Genomic DNA, 22,762 nt, shown 5'->3' on the forward strand with positions numbered 1-22,762 from the left:
GGATGCCGCGGAAAGACTTTTCCGCTGTGTGGTGGAGCGTAGGTTCGGCCCGAACCGAACGTCAACAGATTGTTGAAAAAATGCGAACGCCGGGTTCGACGGCGGGTTCGCGGAAGGCTCCGGGCATGCCTGAGCGGGCCCCGGCCGCGAGTGACCAGGGCCTGCTCAGGAGTGATCCGGGAGGCGTCCGCGCCTGGGCGCGACAGGACAGGTGTCAGCGCGGGCGCCACCCGGACGTCAGAGGGGCCGGTACCTCAGAGGTGCCGGCACGACCGGCTCCGGCTCAGACCTGCTGGCCCGAGAGGCGCTCCACGGAGCGGAGCAGCGCGGAGTGGTCGAGGCCGCCGTCGCCCTGGGCGCGCAGCGAGGCGACCAGCTGGGCCACCACGCCGCCGACCGGCAGGGCGGCGCCGACGTTGCGGGCGGCGTCGGTGACGATGCCCATGTCCTTGTGGTGCAGGTCGATGCGGAAGCCCGGCTTGAAGTCCCGGTTCAGGAAGTTGTCCTTCTTGCGGGTCAGGACCGTGGAGCCGGCCAGGCCGCCGTTGAGGACGTCGAGCGCGGCCTTCAGGTCCACGCCGGACTTCTCCAGGAAGACCACGGCCTCGGCGCACGCCTGGATGTTGACGGCGACGATCAGCTGGTTGGCGGCCTTCACCGTCTGGCCGGAGCCGTGCGGGCCGCAGAGCACGATGGTCTTGCCGAGTGCCTCGAGGATCGGCTTGGCGGTCTCGAAGTCCGCCTGCTCGCCGCCGACCATGATGGACAGGACGGCCTCGATGGCGCCGGCCTCGCCGCCGGACACCGGGGCGTCGATGACGCGGATGCCCTTCTCCTTGGCGGCGGCGGCCAGGTCGACGGAGGTCTGCGGGGTGATCGACGACATGTCGATGATCAGCGCGCCCGCCTTGGCGTTCTCCAGGATGCCCTCGGGGCCGTACGCGATGGCCTCGACCTGCGGGGAGGCGGGCACCATCGTGATGACGACGTCGGCGTCCTTGACGGCCTCGGCGATCGAGCCGGCCGCGGTGCCGCCGGCGGCGGCGAGGCGGTCGAGCTTGTCCTGCTCCAGGGTGAAGCCGGTGACGTCGTAGCCCGCCTTGATCAGGTTCTCGGACATGGGGGAGCCCATGATGCCGAGGCCGATCCACGCAATCTTGGGAAGGTTGCTCATGAGGGTGCCTCTTTCAAAACGCTTGATACGGGGGTGAGTTGCCGCCCGCCGCACAGTCGGGCGGCAACTCTGGTGCGCCTGCGCCCGAGGGGCGCGGCGGGGCTCAGCGGGCGGCGCGGGCCTCGGCCGGCAGCCAGTCGAACGCCTCGGCGCTCGGCTTGTCGCCGGGCTTGTACTCCAGGCCGACGTAGCCCTCGTAACCGGCCTGCTTCAGCTGGTCGAGCAGGGCCTCCAGGGGCAGGTCGCCGGTGCCCGGAGCGCCGCGGCCCGGGTTGTCGGCGATCTGCACGTGGCCGGTCTTCTCGGTGTACTTCGCGATGATCTCGTCGAGGTCCTCGCCGTTCATGGACAGGTGGTACAGGTCCATGAGGAACTTGGCGTTGCCCAGGCCGGTGGCGGCGTTGACCGCGTCCACGATCTCGATCGCCTTGGGGGCGCTCACGATCGGGCACTTCGGCGACTCGGGCGCGTTCAGCGCCTCGATCAGCAGGATCGCGCCGATCCGGTCCGCCTCGGCGGCGGCCAGCTTCAGGTTCTCCAGGGCGAGTTCGTCCTGCACGGCCGGGTCCACGCCGTCGACGCGGTTGCCGTACAGGGCGTTGAGCGCCTTGCAGCCGAGGGACTGCGCGAAGTCCGCCGCCACCTTCAGGTTGGCGCGGAACTTCTCCGACTCCTCGCCGGGGACGGACAGCGCACCGCGGTCCGGGCCCGGCAGCTGGCCGGCGTAGAAGTTCAGGCCCGTGAGCTGCACGCCGGCGTCTTCGATCGCCTTCTTCAGGGCGTCGAGCTCGGCCTGCTCGGGCGTGGGGGAGTCGACCCAGGGCCACCACAGCTCGACCGCGGTGAAGCCCGCCGCAGCGGCGGCCGCGGGGCGCTCCAGGAGCGGGAGCTCGGTGAAGAGGATCGAGAGGTTCACATTGAAGCGCTGGTCCGTGTAGCCCATGAGGGGGTCGGCGCTCCTTCCGTATTGCGGAAGTTACTTTCTACTTGATGGAAAGATTGCCTGCAGGTGGGGAGGGCTGTCAAGAGCGGCCGCAAGACCACCCGAAAAATGCCCATGAAGAGGCCGTGAAGAGCCATGAAAAGAGCGCCTCCCCGGCCGGGGGAGGCGCTCCGAGAGGGGCGGGAGACGGCGGCTACAGCGCGTCGACGGCGCTCACCTTCCACCCGTCGGCCGTCCGCGTCAGCGTCATCCGCACCCGGCTCAGGTCGACCCGGGAGTCGGAGACGCGCGTGCTGCGCGTGACCTGGTTGACGAAGAGCAGCACGACCGCCCGGTCCGGCGTCGCCGACACCACCGACGCCGCGGGCGCGCCCCCGTCCGGCGGCGCGACCACGGAGGCCTTCACGACGCCCTTGTACTTCGCGGCCGTGGGCGCGACGACCTTCTTCGTGGTCCGCCCGTACTCCTCCCGGAACTTCCCGGTCAGATGCTCGCGCGCCGCAGCGAAGTCCTTGTCGAGGCGCCGGTGGTCGTACGAGAGGACCAGCGGGGCGGCCGTACGCGCGGCCTCCAGGGCGGCCGTACGCGCCTCGGCGACCCGGCGGCCCTCCCGGTACTCCACGCCGAGCAGAACGGCCGCGACGAGGGCGGCCACGGTCAGGACGGCGAGGGCGGCGGTGAGACGGGCACGACGGGCGCCGGTCCGGGGTGCGGGGCCGGGGGAGGGATCGGGCGCCGGGTCGGGTGCCGGGTCGGGTGCCGAAGCAGCCTGCTCCGGCTCCGGATCAGGGTCGGGCTCGGGGGCGGGCTCCGGCTCGGAGTCGGAGTCGTCCGCCGGCTCGTCGCGCGACTCCTCCGCCTCCGGGCCCGCACCCGGCGCCGTGCTGAGGACCTTGCCGACGACCTTCTCGACCTCCGGCAGCCCCGTCCGGTCGTTGACGAGGTCGTCCGGTACGCCGGCCAGCGGGTCGCCGGTCTGCGGGCGGGCGCCGCCGGACCGCTTGGCCGCGGCGCGTGCCGCCGCGTTCAGGGTGCGGCGGCCGGGGGAGCCGGGTCCGGTGCCGCGGCCACGGGTGCTGGAGTTCGCCACGGTGTCTCTCCTTAAACGGGACTTGCGGGTCTTGCGGGACGTACCAGGAAAGGGGGGGCGGAGCGCGCTCAGCCCACGAACTCCACCCCCGACGTCAGCCAGCGGCCGCCCTCCAGACGGAGGTCCAACTGCAGGCGGTACGTGCGGGCCTGGCCCTCGGGGGCGGCGGTGTTGGTGACCTTGCTGTCGGCGACGACGAGGACGCGGGCCGTGCGCTCGTCGGACTTCGTGATGCCCGCTTCCAGCACCTGGCCCTTCGACACCGACTTGTTCTTCTCGACCAGCTCCGTCAACTGCGCGGTCTGGGCGGCGAACTGCTTCTTGAACTCGCCGGTCGCGTTCCTGAGGACGTTCTTGCTGTCCCGCTCGTAGTGCCGGTGGTCGAGCGAGGTGAAGTTGACGGCGGACTGCCGGGCCGCGGCCAGGATGTCCTGCCGCCGCTGCTCCGCCTCGTGCTGCTCGTACACCTGCAGCCCGAGCCAGACCGCGAGCGCCGACACGACGACGGTGGACACCGCGAGGGAGTACGCCGGGACGCGGGAGGAACGGGCCGCCCGCGCGAGCCGGGCGCCGAGCCCGCGCAGCGCCCGCACCCCTGCGAAGGCGCGGAGACCCCCGCCCCCGCTCATGCCATCGGTCCTACGAGCAGCCATTGCCACGAGTCCTTTCCGAACGCGTTCTGTTCACCGCCCGTCGAGCCGATCTCGACAGGCCTTCCGTCCGGCCCCGTGAAGGCGCCGGTGTCCGGGTCGTACGGGGAGACGTGCGCCGCCCGGTCCGCGCCGCCCCCGCCCGCCGTACGGGACGAGCCGCCGGGCGCGTTCTGCGCGCCGCGCACCGACGTGCCGCTGCCGCGCGGCTCCGTGCACCGCGCACCGGTGTCGGCGGGGCGCTCGGAGGTGTCGGCGGGGTCGCGCCGCTGGGTGCCGTAGCCGCTGCGGCACGGCGCCGGGTCGTCCTTCCCGGCGACCAGGCCGAAGTGGGTGGTGCCGTCGCCGGGCACGACGGTGTAGCTCCCGGCGACGGTCAGCGGGAACGTCACGAGGGCCTGCTCCACGCCGGGCAGCCGGGCCACGGTCACCTGGCCGCCGCTGATCAAGTTGCCGATCAGCACCGGGAGTTGGGTGCGGTTCGCCTTGAGCAGGGCGTCCAGCTCGTGCGCGGCGGGCGCGCCGTTGCCGATCAGTCGCCGCAGGTCGCCGTCTCGGGCCTTCAACTCGTCGGTCAGCGCGGCCAGGTCGCCGGAGAACGACTTGATCGCCGAGCCCTGGTCGGACTGGGTCTTCAGAACCGTCCGCGAGTCCTCGATCAGCGCGACCGTCTCCGGCAGCGCGGCGGACGCCGACTCGACGAGGTCGTTCCCGTCGTCCACCAGGCGCCCGAGGTGCGGCCCGGTGCCCGCGAAGGCCTTGCCCAGCTCGTCGACGGTGACCTTCAGGTCCCGTTTGCCGACCGAGTTGACGAGCCGGTCGAGGCTGAGCACCAGGTCGGTGGTGGCGAGCGGCACGCGGGTGTCCTCGCGGGCGATGGCCGAGCCGTCCCGCAGCACCGGCCCGCCCTCGCTGCGCGGCTGCAGGTCGACGTACTGCTCGCCGACCGCGGAGCGGTTGCCCACCACCGCGAGCGTGTCGGCAGGGATGCGCGCCTCGTCCTCGATGTCCAGCTCGACCGACACCCCGTCCGTCCCGCCGAGCCGCAGCTCCCCGACCCGGCCCACGGGCACGCCGCGGTACGTGACCTCGGCGCCCTCGAAGATGCCGCCGGACTCGGCGAAGTCGGCGCGCACCGAGTACCGGTCGTCGAAGAGCGCGTCGCCGATGCCCGTGTACGTGGCGCCGACATAGCTGCACCCGACGGCCGTGACCGTGGCGAAGGCGAGCAGCTGGACCTTGACCATGCGGGTGAGCACTAGAACAGCCCCTTCAGCAGGAGTTCGGCGAGCGCGGGATCGACCCCGGGCGGCAGCCCGGACCGGTCCCCGTAGCCGTACGGCCCGTACGCGGTGTGGCTGACGCCCGTGCACACCGGCGGACACAGCCCCCCGCCGCCTCCGTCGCCGTCTCCGCCGTCCGGCAGGTCCGGGGCGTCCGGAAGGTCCGGCGGCTTCGGCACGTCCGGGGCGCCCGGCAGGTCCGGTACGTCGGGGAGTTCGGGCGGCTTCGGCAGGTCCGGGGTGTCGGGGCCGCCGGGCTTGCCGGGCTTCTTCGGGTCGTCCGCGAGGTTGCCGTAGATGCTCGCCAGGTCCAGGTCGGCGGTGATCTTGAGGTTGACGTAGTCGCCCTTGATGGCGTTCGTCGCGCTGCGCGGGAACGGGTAAGTGGTCAGCAGCTCCAGGGAGTTGGGCAGGTTGTCGCCCGCCTTGTTCAACTGCTCCAGGATCGGCCGCAGATGGTTGAGGTTGGCGACGACGTCCGCCCGTGACGCGTTCACGACCTTCGTGCCGGTCTTGCCGAGCTTCGAGAGGGACGTGAGCATCTTCGTCAGGTCCTCGCGCTGGTCGGCGAGCACGTCGAGGGCGCCGGGCAGGGTGTCGACGGCCCGGCCGACCGTGCGCTTCTCGTCCCGCAGCCGCTTCGCGAGCCGGTCGACGCCCTTCAGGGCCCGCACGATGTCGGCGCGCTGCTCGTCGAGGCCGCCGATGAACGTGTCCAGCTCCTTCAGCAGCGACTTCAGCCGGTTCTCGCGGCCCTCCAGGGCCTTGTTGAGCTCCACCGTGATGGTCTTCAACTGGGCCACGCCACCGCCGTTGAGCAGCGCCGACAGCGCCGAGAGCACCTCCTCGATCTCCGGGTTGCGGCCGCTGCGCGACAGCGGGATACGGGCCCCGTCGCGCAGCCGGCCCACCGGTTCGCCCTGCGGCGGCGGGGAGAGCGCCACGTACTTCTCGCCGAGCATGCTGGTCTGCCGCAGATCGGCCACCGCGTTGCCCGGCAGCTTCACCTTCCGGTCCACGCGCAGGCGTACCCGCGCGTGCCAGCCCTTCAGCTCGACCTTCTCGACCGCGCCGACCGTCACGTTGTCGACCTTCACCGCGGACTGCGGCACCAGGTCGAGGACGTCCCGGAAGTCGACGGTGACCCGGTAGGCGTCCGCGTCGTCGGCGGCGCCGCCCGGCAGGTCCACGTCGTACAGGCCGTGGAAGTCGCAGCCCGCGAGGAACAGCGAGCCGAGCGCGACCCAGGTGGCCGCGCCGCTTCTGCGCAGCAAGGTGTTCACGCCGCCTCCAGGATTCCGCCGAGGGTCTTGTCGGGCGACACCTGACTCGAACTCCCGTGCCCCTGCGGCAGCTTGGGCAGCGCTTCGAACAGTTTCCTCAGGTCCTTGCACTCCGCGTCCCGCCGTTCTCCGGTCGTGCCGAGCAGCGAGCAGAGCAGCCCGGCCGGGTCCTGGGCGGTCTCGGAGGCGTTGTTGCGGGTGTCGAGGGTGCCGGAGCTGCTGTTGTACGCGTTCTGCAGGTTGCCCAGGCCGGTCGGCGCGGTGTCGAGGATCTCGGCGAGCGCGTTCTGCTGCGTGACGAGCACCTTGGTGACCTTGCTGAGGCCCCGCACGTCCTCGGTCAGCGCCTTCTTGTTGTCGCGTACGAACTCGGTGACGTCGGCGAGCGCCACACCCAGGTGCCGGAGGGCCGCCGCGAGGTCCTTGCGTTCCCCGGCGAGCTGGTCGGCGACCTTGCGCAGGCTGGTGTTGAACGACCTGACGCTCTTGTCGTCCTTGGCGAGCACGGCCGTGAACACCTGCAGATTCCGTACGGTGCCGAACAGGTCGCCGCGCCCGTCCGACAGCGTGCCGACGGCCTTCGACAGGTCCTCGACCGTGGTGTGCAGGTTCCCGCCCTGCCCTTCGAGGTTGTCCGCGCTCACGCCGAGCAGCCGGGCGAGCGAGCCCTCCTTGTTGGCGCCGCGCGGGCCGAGCGCCTCCGCCGTGGTGTGCAGCGAGTCGAAGACCCGGTCCAGCTCGACCGGCACGGCGGTGCGGCTCTGCGGGATGACGTCGCCGCTGCGCAGCGCCGGGCCCTTGCGGTAGACGGGCAGCAGCTGCACGTAACGGTCGCTCACCACCGAGGAGTTGATGATCGCGGCCTTCGCGTCCGCGGGCACCTTGCGCTCGGCGTCGTAGGTGAGGACGACCCGCACCCGCTCGCCTTCCGGTTCGATCTCCAGGACCTCGCCGATCCGTACCCCCAGGACCCGTACGTCCGAGCCCGGGTGGATGCCGACGGTGCGCGGGAAGTACGCGGTGACGCGCATCGGCTCGGGTTTCGGCCACAGGGCCACGGTGAGCGTGGCGACGAGGGCGAGGGCGGCGAGCAGCGCGGTGCGCTTCAGCAGGCGCGCGTGCCGGGTCGCCCATGAGGGCTTGGTCATCGGGAGTCTCCCTTGCGCGGGACCACCGGGGTGGCGACCAGGTTCTGGATGTAGCTGTCGAACCAGCGGCCGTTGCCGAGGGTGTTGCTGAACAGGCGCACGAACGGCGCGAGGAGCTGGACGCTGCGCTCCAGGCTGGAGTAGTTGCGTTCGAGCATCGACACGACCCGGTCGAGGCCCTTCAGGGCGGGACCGATCTGCTCGCGGTTCTCCTTCACGAGCGCGGACAGCTCGATGCCGAGCGTGGCCGAGCTCTTCAGGAGCTCGTGGATCGCGGCCCGCCGCTTGGCGATCTCGGTGAGCAGCTTGTCGGCGTCCTTCACGAGGGTGCCGAACTCGTCGGAGCGGTCGGCGAGTACGTCGGTGACGCCGTTGGCGTGGTCGAGGAGTTCCCGCAGCTGCGCGTCGCGCGAGGCGACCGTGCGGGAGATCCTGGACAGGCCCTTGATGGACGCCTTCACCTCGGCGGGGGAGTCCTCGAAGGTCGCCGAGATCGTGTCCATGGCCTTGGCGAGCCGCGCCGTGTCGACCTTCTCCGTCGTGGTCGTCAGATCGCTGAACGCCGTCACCACGTCGTACGCGGGCGTCGTGCGGCCCAGCGGGATCTCGCTGCCCGCAGCCAACTGGCCCGGCCCGTCCGGCTCCAGGGACAGGTATTTGGCGCCCAGGATGGTCTTGATCCGGATCGAGGCGCCGGTCCGCGTGCCGAACGCCGGGTCGCCCTTGATCCGGAACGTGACCTTCACGTGGTCGCCGTCGAGGTCCACCTCGTCGACCTTGCCGACCTTCACGCCGGCGATCCGCACCTCGTCGCCCGGCTTGAGCCCGCCGGCCTCGGAGAACGCCGCGCTGTACGTGTCGCCCGCGCCGATCAGCGGCAGGTCGTCCGCGTTGAACGCGGCGGCGGTGAGCAGGCCGAGCGTGGTGAGGCCGACGACGCCGACCGTCACGGGGTTGCGCTCCCGGAACGGCGTCGTCCGCCAGGGGAGGCGTATCCGGGGCAGGCGTATCCGTATCCGCGGGCTCATCCGCCGCACCTCGCCCGCGCCACGTGCAGCTCGGGAGTCAGCACCTTCCCGGGCTTGCCCTTGCTCGTCGGCAGCACGACGCGGCCGTCGAAGTCGCAGAGGTAGAAGTTGAACCAGGAGCCGTAACTCGCCGTCCTGGTCAGCTTGTTGAGCTTGTTCGGCAGCCGCTGCAGGACGCCCTCCACGGTCTTCTCGTTCTTGTTCAGCGTTCCGGTCAGCTCGGTCAGCTCCGCCAGGTCGTCCCGCAGCGGCGGCCGCGCCTCGTGGATCAGGCCCGAGGTGGCCTCGGTGAGGTCGCCGATGTTCACCAGGGACTCGCCGATCGGCTTGCGGTCCTTCGCGAGCCCCGACACCAGCCGCTGCAACTGCCCGAGCAGCGAGGAGAACCGGGCGCCCCGCTTGTCGAGCGTGCCGAGCACCTCGTTGAGGTTGTCGATCACGGAGCCGATCAGCCGGTCCCGGTCGGCGAGCGTGCTGGTCAGCGACGCGGTGTGGGCGAGCAGGCTGTCGACGGTGCCGCCCTCGCCCTGCAGCGTCCTGATGATCTCGGTCGCCAGCTGGTTCATGTCCTTCGGGGACAGCGCGGCGAACAGCGGCTTGAACCCCGCGAGCAGCGCGTTCAGGTCGAGCGCCGGCTGCGTACGGGACAGCGGGATCCGCCCGCCGGGCCGCAGCGGGGTGGTCCCGCCCGCGCCCTCGGTCAGGGCGATGTAGCGCTGGCCGACGAGGCTGCGGTACCGGATCACGGCGCGGGTGCTGGTGAACAGCGGCCGCTCCTCGGTGACCGTGAAGGACACCTCGGCCTTGGTGCGGTCCTTGATCCGGATCTCCTCGACCTCACCGACCCGCACCCCGGCGACCCGGATGTCGTCGCCCTCCTCCAGGCTCGTCACATCGCTGAACACCGCCCGGTACGTGTGCTCGGGGCGGAAGTCGACATGCACGATGGTCGCCGCGAGCAGCGCCGTCGCGATCACCGTCACCACCGCGAACAGCAGGAACTTCACCAGCGGCGCCGCCACCTCGGTGGCCTTCCCGACCTTCATGCGACGCTCACCGCCGTCCCGCGCGCCATCGGCCCGAACAGCAGCGTCGCCACCGCGGGCACCCGGTCCGGGGACGTGCCGAGGACCGGCGCGACCAGCGAACCCACCGCCCGCTGCTCGGACTTGGTGCCGGACACGTCCGGCGCCGAGGGCCGCGCACCCGTGCCGCTGCCCTCCGTGCCGTCCTTGAGGTCGTCGTGCGGTGCCGGGATCCGCGGGTGCGGCAGGCCACGGCAGTCGGGCCCGTGCCGCTCCCCGTACTGCGGCTCGTCGCCCGGCTCGTACGCGTCCTGCGGGTGGACGAACTCCAGGGTGATGTGCATCTTGCCGCCTCGGTAGGTCGGGTCGGAGGCTCTGTCCTGCCGCACCAGGCCCTCCAGGAGGCACGGGTACTGCGGCGCGTAGCGGTCGAACAGGGCGAGCGTCGGCCGGGACACGCGGCCGAGGGTGATCAGGCGGTCGCCGTTCGCGTCGAGGAACTCCTCGCCGGTGCCGGCCGCGCGGGCCGTGCCGGTGAGCGCGGCGGCCAGCTGGTCCTGCTTCTCCACGATCGTGCGGCTGGTCGTCACCGAGTTCTCCAGGATCCGCAGCAGATCGGGCGCCGCGTCCGCGTACACCTCGGACACGTCGGCGAACCGCGCGATGTCCTCCTTCAGGGACGGCAGCCGCGGGTTGAGGCGGCGCAGGTACTTCTCGACGCGCGTCAGGTTGTCGCCGATCCGCTCCCCGCGCCCGTCGAGCGCGGTCGCGAAGGCGTTCAGGGTCGCGTTGACCTCGCCGGGCTTGACGGTACGCAGCAACGGCAGCAGGTCGTTGAGGAGTTGCTGCACCTCGATGCCGACGGTCGTGCGGTCCTGGGTGATGACGTCGCCCGCGCGGATCGACCGCCCCGACGAGGTGCGCGGGGCGACCAGCTCCACGTACTTCTCGCCGAACAGCGTCTTCGGCAGCAGCCGCGCGTGCACGCCGGCCGGGATGCGCGCCACGTGCTCCGGCTTCAGGGCGAGCCCGAGCGTCGCCTTCGACCCGTCGGCGCTGACCTCCCGCACCTCCCCGACGAGCAGCCCGCGCAGCTTCACGTCGGCCCGCGGCTCCAACTGGTTGCCCAGCTCGTCGGCCTCCAGGGTGATCCGTACGACGGGGGTGAACGCCTGCTGGTACGCGGCCACCGAGAGCCCGAGCAGCAGGCCGAGCACGGCGAGGAACACCACGCCGTACAGCCGCAGCCGGGCGGCGCGGGAGACACCCGCGATCGCTGTTCTCATGGCACCTACCCCGCTATTCGTACGGTCGTGACGGCGCCCCAGATCGCGAGGCTGAGGAAGAAGTCCAGGACGTTGATCGCGACGATCGAGGTGCGCACCGCCCGGCCCACCGCGACGCCCACACCGGCCGGGCCGCCGCTCGCGTAGTAGCCGTAGTAGCAGTGCACCAGGATGATCACGACGGCGAAGACGATCACCTTGCCGAAGGACCAGAGCACGTCCACGGGCGGCAGATACTGCTGGAAGTAGTGGTCGTACGTGCCCGCCGACTGCCCGTAGTAGCCGGTCGTGATGGTGCGCGCCGCGAAGTACGAGGACAGCAGGCCGATCACGTACAGCGGGATCACGGCCACGAACCCGGCGATCATCCGGGTCGTCACCAGGAACGGCAGCGACGGCACGCCCATCACTTCCAGCGCGTCCGTCTCCTCGCTGATCCGCATCGCGCCGAGCTGTGCGGTGAACCCGGCGCCGACCGTCGCGGACAGCGCGAGCCCCGCCACCAGGGGCGCGATCTCCCGGGTGTTGAAGTACGCCGACAGGAACGCCACGAAGTTGGACGTGCCGAGCTGGTTGAGCGCCGCGTACCCCTGCAGCCCCACCTCGGTGCCGGTGAAGAACGACAGGAACGCGATCACGCCGACGGTCCCGCCGATCACCGCGAGCGCGCCCCGGCCGAAGCTGACCTCGGCGAGCAGCCGCAGGATCTCCTTCCGGTAGCGGCGCAGGGTACGGCCCGTCCACGCCAACGAGCGGCCGTAGAACGCGAGTTGACTGCCCAGCTCCTCCAGGGAGCGCAACGGCCGGTCCAGCGGACTGCGCATCTCCCGCTACCCCCTCTGCGGAACGATCTGGAAGTACACGGCGGTCATCACGAAGTTCGTGACGAACAGCAACATGAAGGTGATCACCACGGACTGGTTCACCGCGTCCCCGACCCCCTTGGGCCCGCCCTTCGCGGTCAGCCCCTTGTACGAGGCGACGAGCGCGGCGATCGCCCCGAACACCAGCGCCTTCAGCTCGGCCGCCCACAGGTCGGACAGCTGGGCGAGGGTCGTGAACGAGGCGAGGTAGGCGCCCGGAGTGCCGTTCTGCAGCACCACGTTGAAGAAGTAGCCGCCGGCCACCCCCACCACCGACACGAGCCCGTTGAGCAGCACCGCCACCACCATCGACGCGAGCACCCGCGGCACCACGAGCCGGTGGATCGGGTCGATGCCGAGCACCTGCATGGCGTCGATCTCGTCCCGGATCTTCCGGGCGCCCAGGTCCGCGCAGATCGCCGTGCCGCCCGCACCCGCGATGAGCAGCGCCGTCACGATCGGCGAGGCCTCGCGCAGCACGGCGAGCACGGACGCGGCGCCGGAGAACGACTGTGCGCCCAACTGCCGGGTCAGACCGCCGATCTGCAGGGCGATGACCGCGCCGAACGGGATGGAGACGAGCGCCGTCGGCAGGATGGTCACACTCGCGATGAACCAGGACTGCTGCACGAACTCCCGTACCTGGAACGGCCGTCGGGGCAGCGTGCGCAGCACGTCGAGGCTCATGGCGAAGAGGTCGCCGGAGTGGCGCAGGGCGTTGAGGGGTTTCATGTACGGGTCCCCTCCCGTGCGGCCTCCTTCTCGGCGATCGCCTGCCAGCGGGGCGGGCGCTCGATACCGGGGCCGGGCAACAGCCGCGGCGTCATGTCGAGGGCGCCGGGCTGATCCTTCCGGTCCCCGTCGCCGAAGTGCACGGCCTCCCGCGCCATGGTGGCCGCGTCCTTCTCCTCGGCCATCCCGATCGGCCCCTGCATCCGCCCGTTCAGGAACTGCCGTACGACCGGCTCCCGGCTGGTCAGCAGCTTCTCGCGCGGGCCGAACATCACCAGCTCGCGGCGGAAGAGAAGCCCGATGTTGTCCGGGACCTGCCGGGCCGAGGCGATGTCGTGCGTGACGATCAGGAACGTCGCGTCGATCTGCGCGTTGAGGTCGACGATCAACTGGTTGAGATAGGCGACGCGCACCGGGTCGAGGCCCGAGTCCGGCTCGTCGAACAGAATGATCTCCGGGTCGAGGACGAGTGCCCGGGCGAGGCCGGCACGTTTGCGCATGCCACCGGATATCTCACCGGGCAGCTTCTCCTCCGCCCCGATGAGGCCCACCATCTCCATCTTCTCCAGCACGACCCGCTTGATCTCGCTCTCCGACTTACGGGTGTGCTCGCGCAACGGGAAGGCGATGTTGTCGTACAGGTTCATCGAGCCGAACAACGCGCCGTCCTGGAACAGCACGCCGAACAACTTCCGCACCTCGTACAGCTGGTGCTCGCGCAGCTTCGTGATGTCCGTGCCCGCGACGCGGATCGACCCGCGCTCGGGCCGGAGCAGCCCGACGAGGGACTTCAGGAACACCGACTTGCCCGTGCCCGAGGGGCCGAGCAGCACGGACACCTCGCCGGCGGGCAGGGTCAGGGAGACGTCCTGCCAGATGACCTGATCGCCGAAGGACTTGGTCAGCCCTTCCACGCAGATCTCGACACCCATCCGGTTCACCCTCCAGCCGTGAGCGGGCCCTTACATCTGCTCTACGGCGGGGGGTGCGGGGTCCGTCGCGGGGAGGGGAAAATTTCTTCTACGGGGCTGAGCGCGGGCCGCCCCGAACGACAGCGGGGGCCGCCACGTCACCTCGTCGCGCTCCGCGCTCGTCCTCAATCGCCGGACGGGCTCGATCAGTTCCCCACCCCGCCCCTTCCCGAAAGCCGCCGGCGGTGCGAGCTCGTGTGCGGCTTTCGTCGTGGCTGAGGGCGAGGGGAGCCGGGGCAGGCAGGGCCCCTGGAAGGGGCGCGGGGAACTGCGCGAGCGACCACAGCGGCGCCGCAGACGAAAGACGGCCCCGGGGGCCGGGGCGGAGCCCCGGTGCTGTCCGCTGAGGACTTTCGGGAAGGGGCGGGGTGGGAGAGAAGAACCCCGCGCTAGGGGGTCGGCAGCAACTCGTCTGTCGGAAGGTCGAGTTCGGGGGCCGGGGGCTTCGGGGCCCGGGGGGTTCCCGTGGGGGTCGGGACGTCCGGCGTGGGGAGCGTCGGCGTCGGGGGAAGGCTCACCGGGAGGCTCGGGAGGCCCTGGCGCGGCAACCCGTCCAGCTCGCGCAGCGACACCTCCGGCAGGTCCACCGCCGGGAGAGCCGAGACCACCGGGAGCGGGGTCCCGCCCGCAGGGCTGGGCGCACCGCTCGGGGAGGGAGCGGGGCGGGCCCCTGACCGCCGCGGCCCGGGGCTCTGCGAGCCGCGCCCCTCCGCGACCGCCCCGGAGGACGCCGTGTCACCGGCCGCCGGCGGCGCGGGCCGCGGCCCGCCGTCCACGTGCGGCAGCACGAACCCCGCCACGGCCAGTGTCACCGCCGTGGCCGTGACCGCCGCCGCCTGCACCTTCCCGCCGGTCGACGGCCGCCCTCGGCCGAGCAGCCAGAGCAGCAGCCCCAGCGTCCCGGCGAGCGCGCTGCGCAGCGTACGGCGGGCCCTGGCCAGGAGCGATTCGACGGTCCGGTAGCTCAGGCCCATCTTCTTCGCGACCTGCGCGACGTCCAGGTCCTCCGACTTCAGCCAGAGCGCCTCGGCCTGCCGTGCGGGCAGCTCTCCGCTGCGTGCGGCCAGCCAGCGCGCCTCGGCCCGGTCGCACACGGAGTCCTCCACCGGCACCGCGGCGGGCAGCGTCAGCCGAGGGCTCGTACGTACCTCCGCCTCGCGACTGACCTGCCGGTACCGGTCGACGCACAGCCGGATCGTGACCGTCGTCAGCCAGGCGCCCAGGCGGTCGTCGTCGAGGTGGGGGTGCTCCATCGCGCGGACCATCGCCTCGTGGACGGCGTCCTCCGCGTCCTCGGCGCTCATCGACCGGCGGCGCGCCACCCGCAGCAGCTGCTCCCGGTGGCTCCACGCCCGATGCCACCGCGCGGCGTCCACCGCCTCACCGGGCCCGGCCGGATCGAGGCCGTCGGGGCCGTCGGGGCCGGGGCCAGTGCGGTGCGGCCGCCGCACCGGGTGCTTCTCCGTCGCCACAGGCTCCTCCGTGCTCACCAGCGGGTTCGGGTCTTCGCTCGTCGGCCCCGTCCTCGCGGGTACGCGACATTACCGCCCGGTATCCGCCTTGGGGAGGGGGTGGGGAGGGGGACTGCGGAAAACCGCGGGCGCGCAGTAGGTTGACGGGGTGCGATTGAGAGTGGAGTTCACGACCGAGCCCTTCGACCTCGACGAAGCCCCGGAACACGCGGTGGTGGCGCGGGACGTCATCCAGGCGGCCGAGCTCGACGCCGTCGACGTGGGCCCCTTCGGCAACACCGCGGAAGGCGGCGCCGACGCGGTCCTGACCGCGGTGGACGCGCTGCTGCGCAGGTCCCTCGCGGCCGGCGCCACCCGCGTCTCGCTGCAGGTCAACGTGATCGGGGAGGGCGAGCGGTGACCGAGCCTCGAGACCACCCGTTCGTCACCGCGGTCAAGCCGCTGGTGGACGCCATGGGCGGTGAGCTGCTCCGGCCCGACGAGGCCGGCGCGGATGACGTCGTGCTGGCCTGGGAGGGCGAGGACCTGCTGGCCGTACGGCTGCCGCAGCTCGCCGACTCCCTCGACCACATCCTGGCCGCCCTGGAGCGCCGTTACGGGCAGCCGCTCGCGGAGCTCGACCGCAAGTCGAAGCAGGAGGTCGTGCGGATACTGGAAGGGCGCGGAGCGTTCTCCGTGCGGCACGGCGTGGAGACCGTGGCGGGCGCGCTCGGCGTCTCCCGGTTCACCGTCTACAACTACCTGAACAGGGAAAACGCCGCCAAAACCGACTAGCGGGAGGTCAAGCGCCTCGTCACGCGCAGTGGACAAGCCGTCGCCCGGAGCCCGGGCGGCGGCTTCTTTGTTCAAGATATTTCAACAAAGTGTTGACGCGGTGTTGTTGAGGGTCTTAGCTATTCGCAGCCCGTCCAGCACAGCCACGGAAGGCAATCCCGTGACTTCGAGCACCACGCCGGGACTCTCCCGGTTCAACTCCCTCGAGGAAGCTGCGGCCACCGCGGAACTCCACGAGGTGTGCACCAGTTCGGCCTGGGGCAGCAAGATCAGCGCCCAGCGCCCGTACGCAACGGCCGACCTTCTCCTGACCGCGAGCGACGCCGCCATGGCCGAGCTGACCACCGCGGACCTGGAGGAGGCCATGGCGGGGCACCCGCCGATCGGCCGCCCGAAGCCGGGAGACCCGACCTCCGCCCGTGAACAGCGGGGCATGGCCGGGGCCTCCGAGGAGCTCAAGGCCGAACTGCTCGAACTGAACCTGGCCTACCAGGAGAAGTTCGGACACGTCTTCCTCATCTGCGCCACCGGCGCCACGGCCGAGTTCATGCTCGACCAGATCAGGACCCGGATCGAGAACGGGCCCGAGCAGGAGCGCGAGATCGTCCGCCGCGAACTGGGCAAGATCAACCGCATTCGGCTCACCCGGCTCGTCGAGGAGCCGGCGGAAACCGCAGAGGAAGGAACCAAGGCATGAGCACCGCCACCACGGCATCGGTGTCCACGCACATCCTGGACACCAGCAAGGGCCGCCCCGCAGAGGGCGTCGCGATCCAGCTCTCCGCCCGCAGCGGCGGAAACGCTGAGTTCGTCGCGCTCGGCGGCTCCAAGACCGATGCCGACGGGCGTTGCAAGGACCTCCCGGCCCTGCCGGAGGGCACCACCCACGTGCGTCTCGACTTCGAGACCGAGGCGTACTTCCTGACCCAGCAGAACCAGCAAGCCGAGGCGCAGCAGGACGCCCCCGCGAATCGGGACAGCGGTGCGTTCTTCCCGGAGGTGGCGATCACGTTCGCCGTCAAGCCGGGCGAGCACTACCACGTACCGCTGCTGCTCAACCCGTTCGGCTACTCCGTTTACCGAGGGAGCTAGCAGACATGCCCACGATTCTCGGCCAGAACCAGTACGGCAAAGCAGAGAACCGCGTCGTCAAGATCACGCGGGACGGCGACACCCACCACATCAAGGACCTGAACGTCTCCGTCGCCCTCTCCGGCGACATGGAGGACGTGCACCTCTCCGGCTCGAACGCCAACGTCCTGCCGACCGACACCACCAAGAACACGGTGTACGCGTTCGCCAAGGAGTACGGCATCGAGTCCGCCGAGCAGTTCGGCATCCACCTCGCCCGGCACTTCGTGACGTCCCAGGAGCCGATCAAGCAGGCGCGCATCCGGATCGAGGAGTACGCCTGGGACCGCATCGAGACCTCCGACGCCAACTCGAAGTTCATCGGCTCCGACGAGGTCAAGCACTCCTTCGTCCGCAAGGGCCAGGAGACCCGCGTCAGCCAGATCACGTACGACGGTGAGAAGTGGGAGGTCATCTCCGGCCTCAAGGACCTCGTCGTCATGAACTCCACCAACTCGGAGTTCTGGGGCTACGTCAAGGACAAGTACACGACGCTCCAGGAGGCGTACGACCGCATCCTGGCCACCCAGGTGTCGGGCCGCTGGCGGTTCAACTGGACCGACGACGAGCAGCGCATGCCCAACTGGGAGAAGTCCTACGAGCAGGTCAAGAAGCACATGCTGCAGGCCTTCGCCGAGACCTACTCCCTGTCGCTGCAGCAGACCCTGTACCAGATGGGTTCGCGCATCATCAACGCCCGTTCGGAGATCGACGAGGTCCGCTTCTCGCTCCCGAACAAGCACCACTTCCTCGTCGACCTCGAGCCGTTCGGCCTGAAGAACGACAACGAGGTGTACTTCGCGGCCGACCGTCCCTACGGCCTCATCGAGGCCACGATCCTGCGGGACGGCGTAGAGCCCCAGATCCCGGTCGACATGACCAACCTCTGACGCGGGATGAGTGCGCCCCCGCCCGTCCGCAGCGGACGGGGGCGCTCCTCACCGGAGGGAACGCACAGCTATGGCACAGCCTGCAAAAGGGCCTGCGGAAGGCCCGTGTTCCACCCCACCGGAGACCGACGGCACGTCAACTGCCGCCTACCACCCGGTGGATGAGAAGCTCCACCCGTCGCGGCTCATCCCCGCCGCCCTTCAGCACATCGCCGCCATGTACGCCGGCGTCGTCACCCCTCCGCTGATCATCGGCCAGGCCGTCGGCCTGGACACCGCCGCGCAGACCCGGCTCATCGCCGCGGGACTGCTCATCGCGGGACTCACCACCGTCCTGCAGACCCTCGGCGTCAAGAACTTCGTCGGCAACCGGCTGCCGTTCGTCAACGCCGCCTCCTCCGCGGGCATCGCACCGATCCTCGCCATCGCGGAGACCAACGCCCACGGCGAGCAACTCCCCGCCATCTACGGCGCGGTGATGGTCGCCGGCGTCTTCTGCCTCGTCGTCGGACCGTTCTTCGGACGGCTCCTGCGCTTCTTCCCGCCGCTCGTCACCGGCGTCGTCATCACCCTCATCGGCGTGACCCTGATGCCCGTACCGGTCGGCTGGGCGCAGGGCGGCGACAAGGAGGCCGCCGACTACGGCGACATGAAGTACCTGGCGCTCGCCGCCTTCACGCTCGTCGTGATCCTGCTCTTCCAGCGCTTCGGGCGCGGCTTCCTCAAGCAAGTCGCCCTGCTCATGGGCCTGTTCATCGGCACCGTCGTCGCGATCCCGTTCGGCATGGCGGACTTCTCGTCCCTCCAGGCGGCCCCCGTCGCCGCGCTGCCCACGCCGTTCGACGCCGGCATGCCGACGTTCCAGCCCGCGGCGATCCTGTCGCTCTGCATCGTCATGCTGGTCCTGATGACCGAGTCCGCGGCCGGCATGCTCGCCCTCGGCGAGATCTGCGAGCGCACCACCGACGGGAAGACCATCACCCGCGGCCTGCGCACCGACGGCATCGCCACCCTGCTCGGCCCCGTCTTCGGCGGCTTCCCCACCTCGGCCTTCGCGCAGAACGTCGGCGTCGTCTCGCTGACCCGGGTGCGCAGCCGGTACGTCGTCGCCGTCGCCGGCGGAGCGCTCATCGTCCTCGGCGCGTTCCCGGTGCTCGGCGCGGTCGTCTCCCTGGTGCCGATGCCGGTCCTCGGCGGCGCGGGCATCGTCCTGTTCGGCTCGATCGCGGTGAGCGGCATCCGTACGCTCTCCGAGGCCGGGCTCGACGACAGCTCCAACATCATCCTGGTGGCCGTCTCGCTCGGCGCGGGCATCATCCCGCTCGCCGCCCCGACGTTCTACGCGGACTTCCCGGCCTGGGCGCAGACCGTGCTCGGCTCCGGCATCAGCGCGGGCGCACTCGTCGCCGTCACGCTGAACCTGTTCTTCCACCATCTCGGCACCCGTGGACGCGCCCCCGCGCCCGCGGCACTCAAATCCTCCTAGGGTCCTGCCGTGCCCTCCCCTCCGCCCGCCCCCGGGCGGAGGGTCGCCACCACCGCCACACACAAGAAGGAAGCGCACCATGGCACCTTCGGCAGCCCCTCAGCGCATCGTCATCGAGAACGCGGCGATCGCCACCGTCGACAGCCAGGACACCGAGTACGCCTCGGGCCACCTGGTCATCGCGGACAACAGGATCGAGACCGTCGGCGCGGGACCCGCGCCCGAGGGCCTCACGAACGTGGTCCGGCGCATCGACGCCACCGGCCACCTGATCACGCCGGGTCTGGTCAACACGCACCACCACTTCTACCAGTGGATCACCCGCGGCCTGGCCACGGACCACAACCTGTTCAACTGGCTCGTCGCCCTCTACCCGACCTGGGCGCGCATCGACGAGCCGATGGTCCGCGCGGCGGCGCAGGGCTCCCTCGCGATGATGGCCCGTGGCGGGGTCACCACCGCGATGGACCACCACTACGTCTACCCGCAGGGCTCCGGCGACCTCTCCGGGGCGATCATCGGCGCCGCCCGCGACATGGGCGTCCGCTTCACGCTCGCCCGCGGCTCCATGGACCGCTCGGAGAAGGACGGCGGCCTGCCCCCGGACTTCGCCGTCGAGACCACCGAGGGCGCGCTCGCCGCGACCGAGGAGACCGTCAAGAAGCACCACGACGCCTCCTTCGACGCGATGACCCAGGTCGCCGTCGCCCCCTGCTCCCCGTTCTCCATCTCCACCGAACTCCTGCGCGAGGGCGCCGCGTTGGGCCGCCGGCTCGGCGTCCGGATGCACACCCACGGCTCGGAGACCGTGGAGGAGGAGAAGTTCTGCCACGAGCTGTTCGGCATGGGCCCGACCGACTACTTCGAGTCCACCGGATTCCTCGGCGAGGACGTGTGGATGGCGCACTGCGTCCACATGAACGACTCCGACATCGCCGCCTTCGCCCGTACGAAGACCGGTGTCGCGCACTGCCCGTCGTCCAACGCCCGGCTCGCCGCCGGCATCGCCCGCGTCCCCGACATGCTGGCGGCCGGCGTCCCCGTGGGCCTCGGCGTGGACGGCACCGCGTCCAACGAGTCCGGTGAACTCCACACCGAACTCCGCAACGCGCTCCTCATCAACCGGCTCGGCGCCCACAAGGAAGCCGCGCTCAACGCCCGCCAGGCCCTGCGCCTGGGCACCTACGGCGGTGCCCAAGTGCTCGGCCGCGCCGACCAGATCGGCTCCCTCGAGGCCGGCAAGCTCGCCGACCTCGTGCTGTGGAAGATCGACGGCATCGGCCACTCGTCGATCGCCGACCCGGTCACCGCCATCGTCTTCGGCGCGGCGGCCCCGGTCACCGCGTCGTTCGTCAACGGCAAGCAGATCGTCGAGGCCAACCGCCTGCTGACGGTCGACGAAGAGGCCATCGCCCGTGACACCCGCGCCGAGGCCCAGCGCCTCGCCCGGATCGCGGCCTCGGCCTGACCCAAGGAGTCCGGCCGAGGGGGACGGCCCTCGGCCGGTCGCCGTGGACCCGAGCGGGGTCCACGGCAGCCGGAGCCGGTGGGCGCGGCGCACGAACGCCACGCCCACCGGTACCGGTGAACCACCCCACCGTCACCGCACCACCGCGACAACCGCACAGCGACCCGCACATCGCACCCCTCGCCACAACCGCATACCGCTCAGCAGTACGTGCACGACCTTGCAGCACCAGCACCGCCAGCTGTTTGCACACCGCAGCTCCACGCAGCTCTTCGCAGCACGAGCTGTTCGCACCAGCAGAAACGACCTCCATGACACCCGCGTCGCTGGCGACGCGTTAACCGACCGGAGGAACCGCCGTGGCAGCAAAGCCCAGGGTTCGAGAAGCAGTCGCCGTGCCAGAGGACGACAACGTCCGCGACCAGATGCCCGAAAAGCACCCGGTCGACGAGAAGTTGCCGCCTCTCAAGATGATGACCAGTGGCCTCCAGCACGTGGCCGCCATGTACGCGGGCGTGGTCGCCCCGCCGCTCATCGTCGGAGCAGCCGTCGGGCTCTCCGCGAAGGAGCTCACGTTCCTCACCGGAGCCAGCCTGTTCACCGCGGGCCTGGCGACGTTCCTGCAGACGCTCGGCATCTGGAAGATCGGTGCCCGGCTCCCGTTCGTCAACGGCGTCACCTTCGCGGGCGTCGCGCCCATGGTGGCGATCGTCAACCAGACCCCGGACAAGAAGGACGCGCTGCCGGTCATCTTCGGCGCCGTGATCGTCGCCGGTCTGCTCGGCTTCCTCGCCGCACCGTTCTTCTCCAAGCTGGTCCGGTTCTTCCCGCCGGTCGTCACCGGCACCGTGATCACCCTGATCGGCGTCTCCCTGATGCCCGTCGCCTTCGGCTGGGCGCAGGGGCCGAACCCCGCGGCCGACGACTACGGCTCGTTCAAGTACCTCGGACTCGCCGCGATATCCCTCGTCATCGTGCTGCTGATCCGCCGCTTCACCAGCGGCTTCGTCAAGCAGATCGCCGTACTCCTCGGTCTCGTCGCCGGTACGGTCGTCGCGATCCCGTTCGGCGTCGCCGACTTCAGCGCGCTCGGCGAGGCGGACCTGGTCGGCTTCCCGACGCCGTTCCACTTCGGCGCACCGCAGTTCGCGCTCGCCGCGATCGTCTCCATGTCCGTCGTCATGATCGTGTCGATGACCGAGTCGACGGCCGACATGCTGGCGCTCGGTGAGATCGTCGAGAAGCCCGCGGACGAGAAGACCATCGCGGCCGGCCTGCGCGCCGACACCCTCGGCTCGGCCATCTCACCGCTGTTCAACGGCTTCATGGCGAGCGCGTTCGCACAGAACGTCGGCCTGGTCGCGATGACGAAGATCCGCAGCCGCTTCGTGGTCGCCGTCGGCGGTGGCTTCCTGGTCCTGATGGGCCTGTGCCCGATCGCCGCGTCCCTGATCGCGGTCGTGCCGCGGCCGGTGCTCGGCGGTGCGGGGATCGTGCTGTTCGGTTCGGTGGCGGCGAGCGGAATCCAGACCCTCGCCAAGGCGGGCCTGGACAAGGACAACAACGTCCTGATCGTGGCCGTGTCCATCGCCGTCGGCCTGATCCCGATCGCGGCTCCGACGTTCTACCACGCGTTCCCCGAGACCGCGATGATCATCCTGGACTCCGGGATCTCCACCGGCTGTGTGGCGGCGGTGGTCCTCAACCTGGTCTTCAACCACGTCGGAAAGAGCAAGGACGCGGCGGATGTCACGCACCCGATGGAGGGCGGCGAGGACATCGCCGGCTCGCTCCCCCAGAACCGGGCGGAGCAGGCGCCGGCGCACTGAGGCGGTGCCCTCGCACTTACCGAAGCCCTTGACGAAGCGTGGCGCGTCCGGCCCAACAGCCGCACGCGCCACGCTTCTTGGTTCCGACGCGTCCATTTCGTCTGCGGCGCCGTCGTGGTCGCCCGCGCAGTTCCCCGCGCCCCTGACGGGGCTCGGGGCGGAGCCCCGAAAAAAGGGGCGCGGGGAACTGCGCGACCAGCCACGACGGCGCCGCAGGCTTTCGGGAAGGGGCGGGG

22 protein-coding genes are annotated in these 22,762 nt (G+C 70.7%); 8 read left to right on the forward strand and 14 right to left on the reverse strand.

The window, feature by feature from the left end; genetic code table 11:
• Positions 1-283: 283 nt before the first annotated feature.
• From ACIDOF_RS25315 to ACIDOF_RS25380, 14 genes are all read right to left on the reverse strand, one after another.
• Complete coding sequence (locus ACIDOF_RS25315; RefSeq protein ID WP_409008382.1) at positions 284-1,174, reverse strand: 2-hydroxy-3-oxopropionate reductase; 891 nt, start codon at positions 1,172-1,174, stop codon at positions 284-286.
• Positions 1,175-1,277: 103 nt separating this feature from the next.
• Entirely contained in the window at positions 1,278-2,117 is an 840-nt protein-coding gene (locus ACIDOF_RS25320; protein WP_409008383.1) for a TIM barrel protein, read from the reverse strand.
• A gap of 193 nt (positions 2,118-2,310) precedes the next feature.
• Positions 2,311-3,207, reverse strand: coding sequence for a hypothetical protein (locus ACIDOF_RS25325; RefSeq protein WP_409008384.1), 897 nt, complete (start codon positions 3,205-3,207; stop codon positions 2,311-2,313).
• Positions 3,208-3,275: 68 nt separating this feature from the next.
• Positions 3,276-3,836 (reverse strand): hypothetical protein, encoded by a 561-nt coding sequence (locus ACIDOF_RS25330; protein ID WP_409008385.1) that lies wholly within the window; start codon positions 3,834-3,836, stop codon positions 3,276-3,278.
• Positions 3,833-5,116, reverse strand: a complete 1,284-nt coding sequence (locus ACIDOF_RS25335) for an MCE family protein (protein ID WP_409008386.1) — start codon at positions 5,114-5,116, stop codon at positions 3,833-3,835. The genes ACIDOF_RS25330 and ACIDOF_RS25335 overlap by 4 nt, the downstream gene beginning before the upstream one ends.
• Positions 5,116-6,423, reverse strand: coding sequence for an MCE family protein (locus ACIDOF_RS25340; RefSeq protein WP_409008387.1), 1,308 nt, complete (start codon positions 6,421-6,423; stop codon positions 5,116-5,118). The genes ACIDOF_RS25335 and ACIDOF_RS25340 overlap by 1 nt, the downstream gene beginning before the upstream one ends.
• Entirely contained in the window at positions 6,420-7,571 is a 1,152-nt protein-coding gene (locus ACIDOF_RS25345) for an MCE family protein (RefSeq protein WP_409008388.1), read from the reverse strand. The genes ACIDOF_RS25340 and ACIDOF_RS25345 overlap by 4 nt, the downstream gene beginning before the upstream one ends.
• The gene (locus ACIDOF_RS25350; protein WP_409008389.1) at positions 7,568-8,599 is read right to left on the reverse strand and encodes an MCE family protein; all 1,032 of its coding nucleotides are present in this window, start codon (positions 8,597-8,599) and stop codon (positions 7,568-7,570) included. Before ACIDOF_RS25350 ends, ACIDOF_RS25345 begins: the two co-directional genes overlap by 4 nt.
• Positions 8,596-9,645 (reverse strand): MCE family protein, encoded by a 1,050-nt coding sequence (locus tag ACIDOF_RS25355; protein WP_409008390.1) that lies wholly within the window; start codon positions 9,643-9,645, stop codon positions 8,596-8,598. The genes ACIDOF_RS25350 and ACIDOF_RS25355 overlap by 4 nt, the downstream gene beginning before the upstream one ends.
• Positions 9,642-10,910 carry an MCE family protein gene (locus tag ACIDOF_RS25360; RefSeq protein WP_409008391.1) on the reverse strand — a complete coding sequence of 423 codons (1,269 nt, stop codon included), beginning with the start codon at positions 10,908-10,910 and terminating at the stop codon, positions 9,642-9,644. The genes ACIDOF_RS25355 and ACIDOF_RS25360 overlap by 4 nt, the downstream gene beginning before the upstream one ends.
• Before the next feature lie 5 nt (positions 10,911-10,915).
• On the reverse strand, positions 10,916-11,734 hold the full coding sequence (locus ACIDOF_RS25365) for an MlaE family ABC transporter permease (protein WP_409008392.1): 819 nt from the start codon (positions 11,732-11,734) through the stop codon (positions 10,916-10,918).
• A gap of 6 nt (positions 11,735-11,740) precedes the next feature.
• Positions 11,741-12,505: an MlaE family ABC transporter permease gene (locus ACIDOF_RS25370; RefSeq protein ID WP_409008393.1), complete on the reverse strand. Its 765-nt coding sequence runs from the start codon at positions 12,503-12,505 to the stop codon at positions 11,741-11,743.
• Positions 12,502-13,437: an ABC transporter ATP-binding protein gene (locus ACIDOF_RS25375; RefSeq protein WP_409008394.1), complete on the reverse strand. Its 936-nt coding sequence runs from the start codon at positions 13,435-13,437 to the stop codon at positions 12,502-12,504. Before ACIDOF_RS25375 ends, ACIDOF_RS25370 begins: the two co-directional genes overlap by 4 nt.
• Before the next feature lie 428 nt (positions 13,438-13,865).
• Positions 13,866-14,948 (reverse strand): sigma-70 family RNA polymerase sigma factor, encoded by a 1,083-nt coding sequence (locus ACIDOF_RS25380; protein WP_409008395.1) that lies wholly within the window; start codon positions 14,946-14,948, stop codon positions 13,866-13,868.
• A 148-nt stretch (positions 14,949-15,096) separates the two neighbouring features.
• Here ACIDOF_RS25380 and ACIDOF_RS25385 point away from each other — a divergent pair, with 148 nt between their 5' ends.
• From ACIDOF_RS25385 to ACIDOF_RS25420, 8 genes are all read left to right on the forward strand, one after another.
• On the forward strand, positions 15,097-15,348 hold the full coding sequence (locus ACIDOF_RS25385) for a hypothetical protein (RefSeq protein ID WP_409008396.1): 252 nt from the start codon (positions 15,097-15,099) through the stop codon (positions 15,346-15,348).
• Positions 15,345-15,722, forward strand: a complete 378-nt coding sequence (locus ACIDOF_RS25390) for a helix-turn-helix domain-containing protein (RefSeq protein WP_409008397.1) — start codon at positions 15,345-15,347, stop codon at positions 15,720-15,722. Before ACIDOF_RS25385 ends, ACIDOF_RS25390 begins: the two co-directional genes overlap by 4 nt.
• A gap of 160 nt (positions 15,723-15,882) precedes the next feature.
• Positions 15,883-16,419 (forward strand): 2-oxo-4-hydroxy-4-carboxy-5-ureidoimidazoline decarboxylase, encoded by a 537-nt coding sequence (gene uraD, locus ACIDOF_RS25395; protein ID WP_409008398.1) that lies wholly within the window; start codon positions 15,883-15,885, stop codon positions 16,417-16,419.
• Positions 16,416-16,814, forward strand: a complete 399-nt coding sequence (gene uraH / locus ACIDOF_RS25400; protein WP_282543271.1) for a hydroxyisourate hydrolase — start codon at positions 16,416-16,418, stop codon at positions 16,812-16,814. The genes uraD and uraH overlap by 4 nt, the downstream gene beginning before the upstream one ends.
• Before the next feature lie 5 nt (positions 16,815-16,819).
• Positions 16,820-17,743, forward strand: coding sequence for a factor-independent urate hydroxylase (gene pucL, locus ACIDOF_RS25405; protein WP_409008399.1), 924 nt, complete (start codon positions 16,820-16,822; stop codon positions 17,741-17,743).
• Between the two features lie 70 nt (positions 17,744-17,813).
• Positions 17,814-19,229 (forward strand): nucleobase:cation symporter-2 family protein, encoded by a 1,416-nt coding sequence (locus tag ACIDOF_RS25410; protein WP_409008400.1) that lies wholly within the window; start codon positions 17,814-17,816, stop codon positions 19,227-19,229.
• A gap of 79 nt (positions 19,230-19,308) precedes the next feature.
• Positions 19,309-20,697, forward strand: coding sequence for an 8-oxoguanine deaminase (locus ACIDOF_RS25415; protein ID WP_409008401.1), 1,389 nt, complete (start codon positions 19,309-19,311; stop codon positions 20,695-20,697).
• A gap of 425 nt (positions 20,698-21,122) precedes the next feature.
• Positions 21,123-22,526: a nucleobase:cation symporter-2 family protein gene (locus ACIDOF_RS25420; RefSeq protein WP_409008476.1), complete on the forward strand. Its 1,404-nt coding sequence runs from the start codon at positions 21,123-21,125 to the stop codon at positions 22,524-22,526.
• The last annotated feature ends 236 nt before the right edge of the window (positions 22,527-22,762 follow it).

The organism is Streptomyces sp. Da 82-17 (assembly GCF_046098215.1).
Lineage (GTDB): Bacteria > Actinomycetota > Actinomycetes > Streptomycetales > Streptomycetaceae > Streptomyces.

Coding starts and splice junctions, on each gene's coding strand:
- ACIDOF_RS25315 (WP_409008382.1), bottom strand. CDS start 1,174: ATGAGCAACCTTCCCAAGATTGCGTGGATCGGCCTCGGCATCATGGGC.
- ACIDOF_RS25320 (WP_409008383.1), bottom strand. CDS start 2,117: ATGGGCTACACGGACCAGCGCTTCAATGTGAACCTCTCGATCCTCTTC.
- ACIDOF_RS25330 (WP_409008385.1), bottom strand. CDS start 3,836: ATGAGCGGGGGCGGGGGTCTCCGCGCCTTCGCAGGGGTGCGGGCGCTG.
- ACIDOF_RS25345 (WP_409008388.1), bottom strand. CDS start 7,571: ATGACCAAGCCCTCATGGGCGACCCGGCACGCGCGCCTGCTGAAGCGC.
- ACIDOF_RS25350 (WP_409008389.1), bottom strand. CDS start 8,599: ATGAGCCCGCGGATACGGATACGCCTGCCCCGGATACGCCTCCCCTGG.
- ACIDOF_RS25355 (WP_409008390.1), bottom strand. CDS start 9,645: ATGAAGGTCGGGAAGGCCACCGAGGTGGCGGCGCCGCTGGTGAAGTTC.
- ACIDOF_RS25360 (WP_409008391.1), bottom strand. CDS start 10,910: ATGAGAACAGCGATCGCGGGTGTCTCCCGCGCCGCCCGGCTGCGGCTG.
- ACIDOF_RS25365 (WP_409008392.1), bottom strand. CDS start 11,734: ATGCGCAGTCCGCTGGACCGGCCGTTGCGCTCCCTGGAGGAGCTGGGC.
- ACIDOF_RS25370 (WP_409008393.1), bottom strand. CDS start 12,505: ATGAAACCCCTCAACGCCCTGCGCCACTCCGGCGACCTCTTCGCCATG.
- ACIDOF_RS25375 (WP_409008394.1), bottom strand. CDS start 13,437: ATGGGTGTCGAGATCTGCGTGGAAGGGCTGACCAAGTCCTTCGGCGAT.
- uraH (WP_282543271.1), top strand. CDS start 16,416: ATGAGCACCGCCACCACGGCATCGGTGTCCACGCACATCCTGGACACC.
- pucL (WP_409008399.1), top strand. CDS start 16,820: ATGCCCACGATTCTCGGCCAGAACCAGTACGGCAAAGCAGAGAACCGC.
- ACIDOF_RS25410 (WP_409008400.1), top strand. CDS start 17,814: ATGGCACAGCCTGCAAAAGGGCCTGCGGAAGGCCCGTGTTCCACCCCA.
- ACIDOF_RS25415 (WP_409008401.1), top strand. CDS start 19,309: ATGGCACCTTCGGCAGCCCCTCAGCGCATCGTCATCGAGAACGCGGCG.
- ACIDOF_RS25420 (WP_409008476.1), top strand. CDS start 21,123: ATGCCCGAAAAGCACCCGGTCGACGAGAAGTTGCCGCCTCTCAAGATG.